The 15,520-nt window shown below is 65.5% G+C and carries 14 protein-coding genes and 1 pseudogene; 11 read left to right on the top strand and 4 right to left on the bottom strand.

The annotated features are described in order from the left end of the window. The first annotated feature begins 379 nt into the window (after positions 1-379). From HO151_RS05410 to HO151_RS05390, 6 genes and pseudogenes are all read left to right on the top strand, one after another. Positions 380-1,396: an SEC-C metal-binding domain-containing protein gene (locus tag HO151_RS05410; RefSeq protein WP_173894960.1), complete on the top strand. Its 1,017-nt coding sequence runs from the start codon at positions 380-382 to the stop codon at positions 1,394-1,396. A gap of 89 nt (positions 1,397-1,485) precedes the next feature. Then, positions 1,486-1,965 carry a DUF6879 family protein gene (locus HO151_RS05405; protein ID WP_173894959.1) on the top strand — a complete coding sequence of 160 codons (480 nt, stop codon included), beginning with the start codon at positions 1,486-1,488 and terminating at the stop codon, positions 1,963-1,965. Continuing rightward, positions 1,966-2,067 (top strand): annotated as a pseudogene (locus HO151_RS07455) (DNA-binding protein); the annotation flags it as partial. A 173-nt stretch (positions 2,068-2,240) separates the two neighbouring features. Then, positions 2,241-5,381: a DEAD/DEAH box helicase gene (locus HO151_RS05400; protein ID WP_173894958.1), complete on the top strand. Its 3,141-nt coding sequence runs from the start codon at positions 2,241-2,243 to the stop codon at positions 5,379-5,381. 88 nt (positions 5,382-5,469) lie between these two features. Next, the gene (locus tag HO151_RS05395; RefSeq protein ID WP_173894957.1) at positions 5,470-6,408 is read left to right on the top strand and encodes a hypothetical protein; all 939 of its coding nucleotides are present in this window, start codon (positions 5,470-5,472) and stop codon (positions 6,406-6,408) included. Between the two features lies 1 nt (position 6,409). Further along, the gene (locus tag HO151_RS05390; RefSeq protein WP_173894956.1) at positions 6,410-7,354 is read left to right on the top strand and encodes a hypothetical protein; all 945 of its coding nucleotides are present in this window, start codon (positions 6,410-6,412) and stop codon (positions 7,352-7,354) included. A gap of 37 nt (positions 7,355-7,391) precedes the next feature. On the opposite strand, the gene HO151_RS05385 is transcribed toward HO151_RS05390, so the two are convergent. Then, positions 7,392-8,066 carry an ATP-binding protein gene (locus HO151_RS05385; RefSeq protein WP_173894955.1) on the bottom strand — a complete coding sequence of 225 codons (675 nt, stop codon included), beginning with the start codon at positions 8,064-8,066 and terminating at the stop codon, positions 7,392-7,394. A gap of 203 nt (positions 8,067-8,269) precedes the next feature. On the opposite strand from HO151_RS05385, the gene HO151_RS05380 reads away from it, so the two are divergent. The 4 genes from HO151_RS05380 (at position 8,270) to HO151_RS05365 (ending at position 11,454) form a co-directional block, all read left to right on the top strand. Further along, the gene (locus HO151_RS05380) at positions 8,270-9,115 is read left to right on the top strand and encodes a helix-turn-helix transcriptional regulator (RefSeq protein WP_173894954.1); all 846 of its coding nucleotides are present in this window, start codon (positions 8,270-8,272) and stop codon (positions 9,113-9,115) included. After that, a complete protein-coding gene (locus HO151_RS05375) occupies positions 9,115-9,300 on the top strand; it encodes a DUF397 domain-containing protein (RefSeq protein WP_173894953.1) in 186 nt (61 codons plus the stop codon). The genes HO151_RS05380 and HO151_RS05375 overlap by 1 nt, the downstream gene beginning before the upstream one ends. Positions 9,301-9,745: 445 nt before the next feature. Further along, on the top strand, positions 9,746-10,471 hold the full coding sequence (locus HO151_RS05370) for a hypothetical protein (protein ID WP_173894952.1): 726 nt from the start codon (positions 9,746-9,748) through the stop codon (positions 10,469-10,471). A gap of 128 nt (positions 10,472-10,599) precedes the next feature. Further along, complete coding sequence (locus HO151_RS05365) at positions 10,600-11,454, top strand: rhamnogalacturonan acetylesterase (protein WP_173894951.1); 855 nt, start codon at positions 10,600-10,602, stop codon at positions 11,452-11,454. A gap of 33 nt (positions 11,455-11,487) precedes the next feature. Here HO151_RS05365 and HO151_RS05360 read toward each other — a convergent pair whose 3' ends face one another. Further along, entirely contained in the window at positions 11,488-12,450 is a 963-nt protein-coding gene (locus HO151_RS05360) for a GlxA family transcriptional regulator (protein WP_173894963.1), read from the bottom strand. 152 nt (positions 12,451-12,602) lie between these two features. Here HO151_RS05360 and HO151_RS05355 point away from each other — a divergent pair, with 152 nt between their 5' ends. Next, positions 12,603-13,178 carry a protease gene (locus tag HO151_RS05355; RefSeq protein WP_173894950.1) on the top strand — a complete coding sequence of 192 codons (576 nt, stop codon included), beginning with the start codon at positions 12,603-12,605 and terminating at the stop codon, positions 13,176-13,178. A gap of 3 nt (positions 13,179-13,181) precedes the next feature. Here the strand turns inward: HO151_RS05355 and HO151_RS05350 are convergent, their stop codons facing one another. Together HO151_RS05350 and HO151_RS05345 are read right to left on the bottom strand one after the other, a co-directional pair. Continuing rightward, positions 13,182-13,712 carry a hypothetical protein gene (locus HO151_RS05350; protein ID WP_173894949.1) on the bottom strand — a complete coding sequence of 177 codons (531 nt, stop codon included), beginning with the start codon at positions 13,710-13,712 and terminating at the stop codon, positions 13,182-13,184. A 70-nt stretch (positions 13,713-13,782) separates the two neighbouring features. Further along, positions 13,783-15,285 carry an MFS transporter gene (locus HO151_RS05345; protein ID WP_173894948.1) on the bottom strand — a complete coding sequence of 501 codons (1,503 nt, stop codon included), beginning with the start codon at positions 15,283-15,285 and terminating at the stop codon, positions 13,783-13,785. Positions 15,286-15,520 lie beyond the last annotated feature (235 nt).

Genomic DNA, 15,520 nt, shown 5'->3' with positions numbered 1-15,520 from the left:
AGCCGCGAGGCGATCACGGAGCAGGCGGCGAGCGCGGCCCCGGCCGCGGCGGTGGCCGCGAACGTGACGGCGACGGCACCGGAGAGGCTGCCCGTGTCGAGGAGCGCCACCTGGAGGACGAGGACGAGCAGCAGGACGGCGGGCTTGACCTGCGCCCAGCTCCGTGTCATCGCCTGCCCCCTCCCCACTGGCCCTTCCGGCCCTGCGGCCTCCTGCCGTTATACAGGACGGACCCGTCGAACGGCTGCCCCCGCAGGACGCGGACCGGTCGGCACGGACGGGCCCCGCGGGCCGCCGCCGCGCGGAGCCGCTCCCTCGATCGCACCCCTGGCCTGCACGTACCTCACCTCTGTCGGCCGACGGCAGTACCGTGTCACCCATGCGCCCCGACACGTCTGCCGAGTACGTCGACCACAACGCCGAAGCAGCACGCCTGGAGCGGACAGCCGGCCTGTACCCCGAGGACGCCGAACACCTGCTCCTGCAGGCTGCGGCCCACCTCGAACTGGCCGACGACCGCCCGCGAGCCACCTCCCTCTACGACCGCCTGCTCTCCGGCACGACCTCGCTGGAGAGCCCGTTCCTGGTACGGGCCCTGAAGGCGGCCAACCTCTGGGAGTACGGCCACGAGGCGGAGGCCAGGGCCATCATCGAGGGCGTCCGCGCGGCGGCCCCGCGCGACCCGGCCCCCTGGGTGATCGTCGCCGAGTCCCTGGAGTCCCACGACGAACTGGAGGCCGCGCAGGAGACGTTCACGGAGGCGGCGGTCCACCTCCTGACCGACGTCCAGGAGCCGCCGTACGCTACCCACTCCCTCCTCTTCGGCCGTCACCGCGTACGCCGCATGCTGGGCCTGGCCCATGACGACTGGGACCGGCTCGCGGACACGCTGCACTCCTCCCCGGTCTCCCTGGACGAGCTGCACGACCCGAAGCGCGTGTGGTCCCTGGGCTCCGACAACCCGGCGGAGCTGGAGGCGGAGATCTGGCGCCTGCGCGCCGAACTGGGCACGCACCGGGAGGCCCTGTCCCGCCCGTTCCCGGTGGCGGTCCTGCACTGGCCGGCCCCCGAACTCACCGAACTCCTGGCGGCGTACCCGTCCCTGTCGACGGAGTACCCGTCCCACGAGGAGCACCTCGCGACGATAGAGGGCTCCCTGCGGGAACTGGCCGCCTCGGGCACCCCGAACCTGGGCATCGTGACGGGCACGGTCCCGTCGTACGAGGCGTTCGCGGCCTCGGAGGCCGCGTCCCCGGGCGACGCGTCCCTGCTCCCGCAGTACGCGACGACCCTGGCGGCCCGGGGCCGCGCGGTGGCCTGGCCGCCGGAGCGGGCGGCGTCTTGCTGGTGCGGGTCGGGGCGGACGTACGGGGAGTGCCATGGGGGCGCCGCCTGAAAACGGGTCGGTCGATCACCCACCGGTTCGGCAGCGAAGCCTCGTGCGGATTCCGGCACGGGTGGTCCCGATGATCGGGGAGGCGTGTGATGCCGTCGAGCGTGCCTGGCTTCGCTGAACTGCTCGGCCGGTGCAAGCGATCGGCCGTTCATCTGGAACTGCGTGACTCCTACGCCCCGACGGACCGCTTCGAGGCGTGGAGGCGGGGCGAGCGGATCGACTGGGAGGATCGCGCGTCCTGGTGGCACTCCTACGATCAGTTGATCACGGACACCGTGGCCCGGGGCGTGGCGATCCGCCGGGCCCGGGTGGTCTCCGAACCCGTATCGGACTGCATCCGCTGGGAGCACCACGTCACCCGCGCCAACGTCACGGCGGGCGAGGAGGTGCGGTGGTTGCCACGGCGACGGGCCACGGACATCGCCCTGCCGGGCAACGACTTCTGGCTCTTCGACGGCACCCTGCTCCGGGTGCACCACTTCTCGGGCGACGGAGTGGTGGTGGAAGACGAAATCGTGGCGGACCCGGAAGCTGTGAAGCCGTGCTCCGCCGCTTTCGAAGCGGTCTAGGTGGAGGTGTACTGCCGTGCCTTTGAACGGCTGTCGCAGGAGGCCGTGAGGGGAGCGGCTGCACGCGCTCTCATAGCAGGTGCGTTGGCGTCCCTGGACTGAATGTCGCGTCACTGCATCTTCGGAGCCCAACCCGAACAGCCCGGCTAAGGCCGCCTCTGTCAACACAGCCAAGCTCGTACTGACCGCGGTGTTCGTACCCGCCTGTCAGCGGCTGCTGTTAGAACTGCTCTTGAGACAGAGCAGCATCAGCGTGGTAATCGAAGGGGCACGAGGTGGCGGAGCCGGGGGATGTGGCACAGCCCGTAGCAGGTGTCTACGAGCAGCTCATTACGCAGAACTTGCGCGGTCAGATAGAGCAGCTTGAGGCTACGGGTTGGAAAGCCGTCCACGAGGAAGTCAGCGTGGAATCGTCCCCGCACGTACTTGCTCGTCACGTCGCTGAAGCCGTCGAACGCAGGTTGAGTCGGCTGCCCTACGACCAACAGGTCGCCGCCGCGAACCAGATCCTGACGTCGCTCGCTGAGACTGCGCCAGACCTGGACGAAGCCGTCAGCACGATCGTCGACGGTCCACGCCAGTTGCTGACTCTGGCAGAGCAGGAAGCGCCAGGCGTCTACGCCCTCCGTCCACTTACTCCCCTCTCTGAGACGTCTCTCATCACCAACGCCTCGGATGACCCGAGTCTGGGCGCAGAACTGCGAGCCGAGTTGGCCACCTCGGACCGCGTTGACCTGCTTTGCGCGTTCGTGAAGTGGTACGGCATCCGTGTACTGGAGGATGCGCTACGCGGTGCTAAGGAGCGGGGGGTACCGATCCGCGTCATCACGACGACCTACATCGGGGCTACCGATCGACTCGCTCTCGACCGCCTTGTGCGTGACTTCGGCGCTCAGGTGAAGGTCAACTATGAGATCCGATCCACGCGGCTGCACGCAAAGGCATGGTTGTTCCGACGAAACAGCGGTTTCGACACCGCGTACGTCGGCAGCTCGAACCTATCCAAAGCTGCGCTACTAGACGGCTTGGAGTGGAACGTACGCCTGTCTTCGGTGGCGACCCCTGCGGTCCTGGACAAGTTCGAGGCGACCTTCGAGGCGTACTGGAACGACATCGCCTTCGAGTCCTACGACCCCGACGATGACGGTGAGCGACTCGATCGGGCCCTGGCCCAGGCAGGCGGCACCGGTTCCACCACGGATTTGAAGATCAATCTTTCTGGGCTTGAGGTACGTGCCTTCCCTCACCAGCAGGACATGTTGGAACGGCTCACCATTGAGCGCGAGATCCGGGGTCAACATCGCAACCTTCTGGTCGCGGCCACTGGCACGGGTAAGACGGTCATGGCGGCCCTGGACTACCGATCCCTACGCAAGAAGCTCGGTAGTGAAAACTCAAGGTTGCTGTTCGTGGCCCACCGCAAGGAAATCCTCCAGCAGTCGCTGCGTACGTACCGCGAGGTACTCGATGACGCATCCTTCGGAGAGCTGCTCTACGGCGGCAAAGACCCACGAACCTTGAATCAAGTTTTTGCCAGTGTCCAGTCCCTAAAGGCCGAGCGATTGGAGGAACTCGCTCCGGACCACTTCGACATCATCGTCATCGATGAGTTTCACCACGCTACAGCGATCACGTACCGCCGAATCCTCGATCACTTCAAGCCGAAAGAACTACTCGGCCTCACCGCCACCCCCGAGCGCATGGACGGTCACAACGTCCAGAATGAGTTCTTTGAGGGACGTATCGCAGCAGAGATGCGGCTGTGGGAGGCCCTTGAGAACGACCTGCTCTGCCCTTTCCACTACTTCGGCATCCCGGATGGCACGGACCTTACCCATCTGGGTTGGCACGGTGGCACATACGCAGAACGCGATCTTAGTAACCTCTACACGGCAGACCACGCGCGCGCCCGCATTGTGGTCAAACAGGTCAGGGACAAGATCACCCACCCAGGAGCTATGCGCGCTTTGGGCTTCTGCGTAACCAAGACCCACGCCCGTTTCATGGCTGAGGTTTTCCGCAAGGCCGGATTCAAGGCCACCGCACTCGACAGCGAATCGCCCTCCGGAGTACGGGCACAGGCCCTGACTGACCTGCGCGACGGTAAGCTGCAAGTAATTTTCTCTGTCGACCTGTTCAATGAAGGGCTCGATATTCCAGATGTCGACACCCTCCTGCTCCTGCGTCCTACTAACAGTGCCACCATCTTTCTGCAGCAGTTGGGACGTGGTCTACGCCGTACGGACACGAAGCCGGTGCTTACCGTGCTGGACTTCATCGGGCAGCACCGAGCGGAGTTCCGCTTCGAAGAGCAGTTCCGAGCTCTGACGAACCTCACGCGAAACCGACTCGTCGACCACATCGAGCGGGACTTCCCGCAGCTTCCCTCCGGATGTCAAATCATCCTGGAGGGTAAGTCTAAGGAGCTCGTCCTCGATAACATTCGCACTCAATTGGGCGCTACCATCAAGACGTTGGCGGCCGAGGCCAAGGCGTACAGCGCACCGCGACTCGCGGGGTATCTCCGCGAGAGTCGCCGGGAGATCAAGGAGCTCTACAAGGGCGCCAACTCTTGGACCGCGGTTCTGCGCAAGGCCAACCTCATCGAAGATCCGGCACCTGCGGGTGAGGCGGCGCTCCTCAAACGCGTTCATGCGTTTCTACACATCGACGACCCCGAGCGTGCCGATGCCTACCTTCGCCTGCTCTCGGACGATGCACCCGCCTACGAAGCTCTAACTCCTCCCGATCAGACGTATGCCCGGATGCTCTTTTTCAATCTGTGGGACAACGCCGGAGGTTTCACCAGCTTTCAGCAAGGTCTCGAATCGCTGCGCTCTCACTATGTTTTCCGCGACGAGCTCCGACAGGTACTTTCCTACGTCATCGAACGGTCAGACCATTTTCCAATCGCCCTCTCGGGTTCCCATCGCCACATCCCGCTAAAGGTACACAGCGCCTACAACCGTTCCGAAATCCTGGCTGCTCTTGGTGTGGCCCGCTTCGGTGGCCAGATGCCCAGGTCCTTTGCCCAAGGTGTCCAATGGGTCGACGAAATTCAGACCGACGCATTGTTGATCACCCTGGACAAGAACGAGAAGGACTTCTCCCCCACCATCCGCTACAAAGATTACGCGCTGAGCCCTACCCTATTTCATTGGGAATCGCAGAACGCGACAGCGGAGAACTCACGAACTGGTCTGCGCTACCAACAGCACGCACAGCAGGGCAGTCACGTCCTCCTGTTCATGCGCCGCTACAAGAACAATGACATCGGCAAGTCTCAGCCTTGGATGTTGCTGGGACCAGCCACCTACGTGGAGCACACCGGCAGCAAGCCCATGGCGATCACCTGGAGGCTGAAGCACGAGCTCCCGGCTGATGTGTGGACGTACTCAGCTATCGCAGCAGGCTGATTTCAGACCTGATGTCAGCACCATCCGCTAGCGTCGAGGCATGAATGAATCTCCCCTAGAACCCGGGCAGCTCACGACACGAGCTGAGATGAAAGAACGCTTTGGCGGAGGAGTGCAAGAAGGGATAATAATATCCAAAACGACGCCAAATATATTAATTTACACAGATCACGCGAGCGGCAAAGAGTACGGCTACGAGGACGGCTGGCTGGAAGAGGAGGACGACCGGGGCCCCATATTTGAGTACACCGGCAAAGGTCGCGTCGGGCATCAAACCTTCGAGGGGGTGGCCGGCTCACGCAATAAAGCCATCCTTCGTCATGTCGACGAAGGGAAGGCGCTGCTCCTATTTATGGCAGCGGGAAAAGACCCACATTCCAAATCATCCGCGAAGCTTCAACGGTACCTTGGCGAGTTTGAGGTTGATCCTAAGCAGCCCTACACAATTCGCGAAGCTGACGACCCAGATGGTAATCGGCGTCTCATTATCGTTTTCCGGTTGCGACCGAAGGGGAATGTTCAGCACATTCCCGAGGATGCCATTACACCCGCAGCGACGACGCAAGTCGAGCAGGTATCTGCAGCAGTTACTGCTAGCTCGATGATTGAACCGCCCGGCAAGGGAGCGTCCGAAAGCAGGCGTTCAGCGCAGCCAAGCAGCATTGCAGAGCATCGAAAAGCACAGCTCCTGAACGCGTACCTAAAATTTTTGCAAGAACGGCAGCATAAGGTGTTCGCCTACCAAATCAAGATCGCAGGAACAAGGTCCACCCTAAAAACAGATCTCTACGACGCCACCAAGCATGTGCTGTACTGCGTGAAAGGTGAAAGCAGTCGCGAGGAAATACGCATGGCTATAGGGCAACTCAAGGACTACGTCCGGCACATCAATCCCGCTAATCCAAAACTCGCCATACTACTTCCAAGCAAGCCTCACGAAGATCTACAAGACCTACTTAGCAGGGAAAACATCGATCTGGTTCACCAGGATGGCAGTAATTACCTGACACACACCTCTGGGAGCTAAAGTGCCGTCACCAGAACACGACTTCCTCTCGAACTCCGCCCTGAGAATAATGGAGAGTGCCGCGACATCTGGGCTCTTCACTTACCAGGAAGGAAGTAGGAAGCTTTTCGATTTCTCATGCGACCTCAAGAAGGATTGGTCAAAGATAATATCAGGACAAACCCTTTGGAAGCACGATAGGGACGGCATAGATAAAGACATAAGAACGCTCCTCACCCAGCGAGACGTCGGCGCCGCTGTGTACATAGCCCGCCATTCAACCCAGAACAAAAGACGACTGGCCGAGGTGACTGGATCATTCCGTGATACTCCGATGCGCGAAAGACTTTCCCGCCTTCGCGTGTTCTGGATCCCAGGGGACTTTGATGCAAATAACTCTACCGCCCGGGACTCAATATATGAAACCTTGAGAGATGACATAACCAAAGACTTGTTATTACAAGTGGTTCTTGGCGGACTCACTCCTCAAGATGTTTCACGTTTCGCGGCATCCGGCCGCCCGGGATACCCCCTAGCAATCCTCTCCTATATCAGAAAACAAGATTACAAAAGCCTGTCCAAAGCCTCGAAAGACCTAGGGATCAGCACGCAAATCCTGAAGGAGGAGACACAAAGACTCTTCGTTATAGGATTTATCGAAAGCGATAGCCTGCAAGGTGGGACGTTTCAAATAAGCGATAGCGGAAAAGCAATGTTGGACATCTGCTCCCGCCTTCGCGACTACCTACACCAAACCCTTGGGGAAAACAATCAAAATAGCGAGCTTGAGCACATATGTCGCTTACTTGGGATCGACTACCCATCAGTCCCCATTGGGATGACAGGGATTACCACGAAGGTAGACCTTCAAAGCCCGACAGCGCTTCTCATGCAGCACGTGGCCCAGGCTGATGCTGATGCGTCAGTTGAGTGGCCTGAGCCCTACTTCGCCCTGCCGAGCGCGTAACAACTACCGCGCTCGGCAGTGCCCTTCACCGTTCCGCTCAAGCTGGCAAATCGGTGCGCTCTACAGTGCTCCCTTCGAAATGCGTCTGGGCGCGATCCAACGCGCCCTCCACGTCACATCCCTGTGCCGTAAGCCAATGGAGGAGATCAGCGATCATGCCGATCGCTGTTTCCTCTGCGAGGGTGACGCTCAAGATGCTGTGGGAGCCGGCTGCATGCGGAAGTTCGTCTGCGCCATCCCTGTACATGCGAAGCAGCGCCTCCACTCGGGTGACTCGATCTCCTTCGCGGCGTCCACTCTCAGAGTTCAGCTCTGTCCTGAGCTCACACCAGGTCACCTTCCGATCAGCGAGGGGCTGCACTCCCCATCGGTCGGCAACGGCGTCAATTAGGGCGACGCCTCGTCCGGTCTCGGCTTCAGAGCCTGCATTCAGGAGAGTGGGGAGGGCTCGCGCGTCGGGGTCGTGAACTTCGATGCGGAGGTACGGACCGTTCATTGAGACTGCAAGTGTCGTCGGCGTGCCGACGCCTACGTGCGTGATGACGTTGGAGACGAGTTCGCTGACGCACAACTGAGCTGCATCGATGATCTCGTGCAGGCCCCACAGCTCCAGGTGTGTTCTGAGGATCCGTCGAAGCCCTGACACCTCCTCGGGTTCAGCTACGAACGGCAAGTCCCACGGCTTCCTGGGCAAACCGGCGGTGCAGTCCATCGTTCAACTCCTGTGACGTGTCGTCGCGTTGCTTTATGCAACCGGCTACACACTGAGAGTTGCATTGGAACTCTCAAAATGGAACTCTCATCACGTGCTCCTGGGAGCACGACCCCCATTCGCGCGCCCCCGGCGCATGCCACCTTGCCGTCGATGTTCAGGAACCTCGACGATCTGGCATATCGACACGAAGGGTCTCCCACATGGCAGTCGGACCTACCACTCGCAGGCGTCAGTTGGGTGCTGACCTGCGTCGTCTCCGCGAACTCAAAGGGTTGACGCTTGAAGAAGCGGGAGCACGCGTCGGCATTTCGAAGGCGACTCTGAGTCGCTACGAGACCAAGGAGGGAACGGTCAAGTGGCCAGCGGTGGACGCTCTCTGTCGCGAGTACGCAGCCTCGGATGAAGAACGTCTCGCTCTGGTCGATCTAGCGAAGGGTGCCAGGATCCAGGGCTGGTGGCGGTCGCTCGCCGATCCCATCCCAGAGTCGATGAACCTCATGCTCACACTTGAGGACGAAGTGGTGCGGGAGGACCACTACGCCTGCATGTACATCCCAGGACTCCTTCAGACGCGCGCCTACGCCGAAGCCGTGCACCGAGCTTCGGAAATGCGGTGCGCCGAGCGGGAGGTGCAGCACATGGTGGATATCCGGATGAAGCGACAGGAGCTCCTGCAGCGCAAGGACCCTCCCCACATCTGGTGCGTGATCGACGAGGCCGCGATCCGGCGCAGCGTGGGTGGGCAGACAGTGATGCGCGAACAGCTGCGGCACCTTGTCTCTACGTCGGAACTCCCCCACGTGACCGTCCAAGTCCTACCGTTCTCAACTGGAGCTCACGCCGCAGCCGTGGGGAGCTTCATCGTCCTGGGGGGACAGACTCCCGAGCTGGACGTCGTATACGTGGACGTCCTTGGAGGCGGGCTCTTCATGGAGAAACCGGAAGAGCTGGAGCGCTATAGGTTGGCGTTCCAGTACCTTCGCGCTCAAGCTCTCGATCTTGTGGGCTCCATGGCGCTGATCCGCCGTATAAGCGAGGAGTCTTGATGGACGTACGGCCCGAGCTCCGCTGGTTCAAGTCCTCGTACAGCGGTGGGAGTGGCACTGAGTGCGTTGAGTGCGCCCGCGCTGATGGCCGCTTGCATGTGCGCGACTCCAAGCGTGAAGACGGACCACTTGTGACTGTCCAGGCTCATGCTTGGCGAGCATTCATACGGGCGTTGCAGGGCTGAGGACTTCCTCCGTGTCCAAGGCGGTGTAGGTGGACCTCGTTGCAGGAGGCGCCGTAAGGCCGCCCGCTTCCTGGCCAGTGTCGTGTCTCCGCGGGTCGCGTAAAGGGCGGCCTTCGGCCGTCGCCTGCGGCGATTTCGCTGCGCTCCACCCTTGACCCGACCCGCTCCGGCACGGGGTGGAAGCGAGCGGGCGACCCCCGAAAAGCGGGGGCCGAGGTGGGGCCTGTGCGGATTGGTCGGGGAGGGGGCCGGGGCTTGGGGGCGCGGGCTCGTCTCGCCTGCACGCCGGGATGGCTTGGCGGCCTCGCGTGGGTGAGTGAGCGGGTGGGTGGGCAGGACCGGCTTGTTGAGAGGTCCTCTGGAGCGAGGCGGGGGCGTTTTCGTTTCCTTCTTGTACAGGTGTCCGAAGGGGTGCCGCTCCGTGTGCTCGGGGATGATCTGTCCCATGGGGCATGAGAACAGGTACGGGGCGGACATGGACGACGCCCGGACGTGGGACGAGCGGCTGGCCTGGGCGTACGGACTGATCTCGAAGGACCCGGCCGAGCGGGCCGTCGCGCTGGATCGGCTGGTCTCCGCCAGGAAGGCGACGGAGGAGGCCCTGGACGAGTTCAACAGGGTGCTGGTGGCGGTGCAGGAGCAGGGGGCCGAGCGGCCCTACGAGGTTCCGGCGCTGCGGGCGGCCCAGGAGGAGTACCTGCGGGTCCGCGGTCGTTCGCTGCCCGACGGGGTGTGGGGCGACTACGACTACGAGGATCTTCTCTCCTGGCCGGGGCTGCCCTACTCGCTGCTCTTCCTGGAGTGGGAGGCCCGGTATCCCGAGGAGTGGACCCGTCACGCGAAGGCGTGGGGGACGAAGGAAGGGCTGATCCGGGAGCTGGCCGTGGACGCTGCCGGGCGGGATCCGGTGGTCCGGGGCAAGCTGATCGACCTGGTGGAGCTCGTCGTGCGGCGTGCCTACCGGTGCAAGGACCGTGAGTACGTGCGCGTCGCCCGGGTCGTCGACGGCGTCGACGGGCAGTCGCTGCGGGTACGGCTCGAAGCGGCCCGGCGCTCGGAGAACCCGTGGGCCCGGTTGCACGCCGGGTACGTGCTGTGGATGCTCGACCGGCCCGAGGTGCCCAACAGCCGGCTCGTCTGGCGCACCTGGCTGGCCGACACGCGTCAGTGAGACGCGGGAGGGGTGTCGTGGAGCGGGGCGACCGCTCCGCGCCCCGTCCCGCACCGCCCGGCAACCTTTCGTCCCGCGGCTGCCACCGCTCTCCGACCGATCCTCAACTCCTGTGCAGGGATGGCCTGATGAGCCGTAACAGTAATGTCTCCAGTCGCAGACGGTTTCTGGGCGGTGCCGCGGGTGCGGCCGGTGCCGGGGTCCTCGGTGCCCTGGGGTTGCCCGGTGCCGCCGCAGCCGCCACCGCCGGTACCACCGGTGGCGGCGCTGCCGTGGCGGCCGGCACCGTCTACATCGCCAGTGACTCCACCGCTCAGACGTACGGCTCCCGCTACTACCCCGAGGCCGGCTGGGGGCAGAAGCTGGCCTCGTACTTCACCTCGAACGTCACCGTCGCCAACCACGCCATCGGCGGGCGCAGCTCGCGTTCCTTCATCGAGCAGGGGCGGCTGGCCGCGATCCATCAGGTGATCCGGGCCGGTGACTACCTGTTCGTGCAGTTCGGGCACAACGACGCCACCGTGGGCAACGCTGAGCGGTACACCTCCCCCGCCGACTACAAGGAGTACCTCCGCAACGACTACATCCGGGCGACGCGGGCGCGGGGTGCGACGCCGGTCGTCGTGACGCCCGTCTCGCGGCGCTCCTACAACGCGGCCACCGGGAAGTTCAACGTCTCCTTCCCCGCGTACGTGGACGCCGCGAAGGCCGTCGCGGCGGAGGAGAGGGCTCCGCTGGTCGACCTGGCGGCGGCCAGCCGGGCCTACCTCGACGGGATCGGCGTCGAGGCGTCCAAGGGGATCTTCCTGTGGCTGAACGCGGGGCAGTACCCGAACTTCCCCGACGGGGTCCAGGACAACACCCACTTCCAGGAGCGGGGCGCCGTCGAGATGGCCCGGCTGGTCGCGCGGGCCGTGGCGGGGCTGGGACTGCCGGTGTCGGGCGAGGTGGTGCCGGGCGCCGTCCGGGGACTGGGCGGGTGACCGGGAGCGTACCCGGCGCCGCCGCGCCGAAGGTCACGATCCCTGGCCCACCGGTGCCCGCCGGAACGCCCGCCGGTATGCCTGCGGGCTCGTTCCCACCACCCTCTTGAAGTGGTCGCGGAACGCGGTCGGGGAGCCGAAGCCGGTCTGGGCGGCGATGCGTTCCACCGGGTGGGACGTGCTCTCCAGCAGGTGCTGGGCCTTGCGCACCCGTGCCAGGTGCAGCCACCGCAGGGGCGTCGTGCCGGTCTGCTCGCGGAAGCGGCGGTTGAGCGTACGGGCGCTGGTGCCCGCCCTGGTGGCGAGGTCGTCCAGCGTCAGGTCGCGGCCGGCGTTCTCCTCCATCCAGGTCAGCAGGGGCTCCATCGTCGTACCGGCCGGGGCCGGGGGCCGGTCGTGGACGATGAACTGCGCCTGTCCGCCCTCCCGTTCGAGGGGCATGACGGACATCCGGGCCGCGTGGGCGGCGACCGCCGAGCCGTAGTCGCTGCGGATCATGTGCAGGCACATGTCCAGCGCCGCGGCGGCGCCCGCCGAGGTGAGGAACTGGCCGTTGTCGACGTAGAGGACGTCGGGGTCGACCGTCACCGCCGGGTGCAGGGCCGCCAGGTCGGCCGCCGCGTTCCAGTGGGTCGTCGCCCGCTGTCCGTCCAGGAGTCCGGTGGCGGCGAAGAGGAACGCGCCGACACAGATCGAGGCGATGCGCGTACCGTTCGCCGCCGCCTCGCGCAGGGCCCCGGCCACTCCCGGCGGCAGCGGCCGGGTCGGGTCGGTGGTGCCCGGCAGGATGATCGTGTCCGCCTCGGCCAGCGCCTCCAGGCCGTGCGGCGCCCGCACGGCGAACGCTCCGGCGTCCACCTCCCCGGCCACCGAGCAGACCTTGATCCGGTAGGGCGTACGGCCGTCGGGCAGCCGCGCCCAGTTGAAGGTGTCGACGGGGACGGACAGGTCGAACGGGATGACCTGGTCGAGCGCCAGTACGGCCACGGTGTGCATGGCGGGATCGTAGGTGGGCAACGGCTTTTCGCCAAGGAGGGGGACGGCTGGGGTGGCGGGGAATAGCAGGCTCACGGCTCTGGCGGGAATCCGTTGAAGGGTGGCAGTCTTGCCACTTCCGGGTGATCTGGTACGCCGCCTACCGTCCCCTCGTGACCAAGTTCCTCCTCTCCCTCCACGTCCTCGTCGCGATCGTCGCCGTCGGGCCCGTCACCGTCGCGGCCAGCATGTTCCCGCCCAGCGCGCGGCGGGCTCTCGCCGAGCCCGGTGATCCCCGGGCGGCGGAGACCCTGCGGCTGCTGCACCGGATCTGCCGGGTGTACGCGGCCGTGGGCATCGCCGTTCCCGTGCTCGGGATGGCCACGGCTCTGAGCATGGGTGTGCTCGACGACGCCTGGCTGGTCGTGTCGATGGTGCTCACCGGGATCGCGGCGGCCGTCCTGCTGGCGCTGGTGCTGCCGCGTCAGGAGGAGCTGCTCGAAGCGGTGGAGGCGGGTGGTGCCGTGAAGGCCGCCGCGACGGTGCCGGTGGCGGCTCCGGAGACCGCCGCGACGGCCGCCGCCTCCGCGTCTGCGTCCACATCCACGTCCACGTCCACGTCCACCGAAGGCGCCGCGAGTGCCCGTCTCACCGTCCGGCTCGCCATGTTCACCGGTCTCTTCAATCTGCTGTGGGCCACCGTCACCGTCCTGATGATCGTGCGGCCCGGCTCCACGACGGGCGCCTGACGTTCAGCCCCGCGTCCGGCAGGGGGCGGGCTGCCTGCGGGCGGTGACCAGGCCGTCCAGCGACTCCTCCGTGTCCTGCCGGAAACGCCGGGCCACGGACGTCGCGACGAGTACGCCCGCCGCGATGGCGAGCGTGGCGGAGGCCCAGGTCAGGGACCAGGGGCTCTCCGACATGTCGGACGGCCCGCGGTGCGTGTGGAACGAGACGTACATGAGCGTGGCCGGAGGCGCCGCCACCAGCAGCAGGGGCCAGGCGAGGGCGTCACGGCGGCCGAAGTACGCGGCCAGGAGGAGCAGGCACACGGCCAGGGCGGCGGCCTCGGAGGCGGTCACCGGGGTCGCGTCCGCTGCCGGAACGACCGGGGCGACCGGATCGGCCTGGTCGCCCGGACCCGCCGGCCCGGGGTGCTCGCGCAGCTCCCAGGGGAGGCAGAGGAGGTACGCCGCCGAGGAGAGGGCGGCACCCAGCAGGCGGGTCAGCCAGCGTTCCGTCCAAGGGCGCTTCGACAGCGGGCCCAGCAGCTTCTCGGTCATGGGAACGAAGGTTCCCCTGTCGTACGGGAGGGCCGACAGAGTACGCGTACTCAGTTCGGGCCCGGTGGGTCTAGGTCTTCGCGCCCTTCCCCGTCCCCGGTGCCGGTGCGTCGGCCGCCGACAGCGGAGTGGCGATGTCCTCCAGGGAGCGGCCCTCCGCCTTGACCGCGAGTGCCGCCGCGACCAGGCCCGCCGCGCACATCAGGGCCGCGCCGATCTGGAAGGCGAGGACCGTGTCGCCGACGACGCCCGTCTCCGTCAGCTCGGCGAAGATCAGCGGGCCGCTGATGCCGCCCGCCGCGGTGCCGATGGCGTAGAAGAAGGCGATGGCCATCGCGCGGGTCTCCATCGGGAAGATCTCGGAGACCGTCAGGTACGCGCTGCTCGCGCCCGCCGACGCGAAGAAGAGGACCACGCACCAGCAGGCGGTCAGCGTGGTCGCGGTCAGTGAGCCCTGGTCGAAGAGCCAGGCCGTGCCGAAGAGCAGGATGCCGGAGAGGATGTACGTGGACGAGATCATGATGCGGCGGCCCACGGTGTCGAAGAACTTGCCGAGGAGCAGCGGGCCGAAGAAGTTGCCGACCGCGATGACGGCGAAGTAGTAGCCGGTCTTTCCCGTCGGGACGTCGAAGAACTTGGTGAGGATCGCGCCGAAGCCGAAGGTGATCGCGTTGTAGAGGAACGCCTGTCCGACGAAGAGGGACAGGCCGAGCACGGCGCGCCTGCGGTACGTCGAGAAGACCGTGCGGCCGATCTCCAGGAAGCCGATGCTCTTGCGCTGGTGGATGGTGATCTCCCGGCCGTGCGGCGGGAGGTCGCGGCCGGTCTCCTGCCGGATCTGCCGCTCGGCCTCGTCGACCAGGCGTTCCGCCTCCTCGCCATGGCCGTGGATGAACAGCCACCGCGGGCTCTCGGGGACGTTGCGGCGGACGAGCAGGATCACCAGGCCGAGGACGACGCCGAGGAGGAAGGTCAGCCGCCAGCCGATGTTCATCGCGAACAGGTCGGTGTCCAGCGCGACGATCGACAGCAGCGAGCCGGCGATCGCGCCCAGCCAGAAGCTGCCGTTGATGATCAGGTCGACGCGGCCGCGGTACTTGGACGGGATCAGCTCGTCGATGGCCGAGTTGATGGCCGCGTACTCGCCGCCGATGCCGAAGCCGGTGAGGAAGCGGAAGAGGAAGAACCACCAGGTGGAGAACGAGAACGCGGTCATGGCGGTGGCCGCGAGATAGACGGCCAGGGTGACCATGAACAGCTTCCGGCGGCCGAAGATGTCCGTGAGCCGGCCGAAGAACAGGGCGCCTGCGCAGGCTCCGGCCACGTAGAGCGCGGCCGCCATGCCGGTGACCTGCGCGGCCGAGATCGGCAGCCCGCTGCCGGACTCCGAGAGGCGGCCGGCGATGTTGCCGACGACGGTGACTTCCAGACCGTCCAGGATCCAGACGGTGCCGAGACCGATCACGATGGTCCAGTGCCAGCGCGACCAGGGCAGCCGGTCCAGTCGGGCGGGCACGGCGGTGGTGACGGCTGCGCTGCCGGCGGCTCCGGTGCCGGCGTCGGCTACGGCCATGGGCTCTCTCCTCTTCGAGCGAACCCCGTACGGGGGGTGAACCTCCTGGGTGAACCTCCTACAGGTCCCCCGGACGCGCCGGCTTACGCCCGGCACGGGCGCGCTACGCCCGATCGGGCCAGGCGTCCGCCCGGGGCGGGCGGGGACGCCCCGGGGCACGTGCCCGAGCGGGGCACGTGCCCGAGCGGGGCGCGGGACCGAGCTCCGGCACCGGGCTTCGGCACCGGCACCGGGC

It is taken from the genome of Streptomyces sp. 8P21H-1, assembly GCF_013302945.1.
This window is presented reverse-complemented; position numbering and strand designations above follow the sequence as displayed.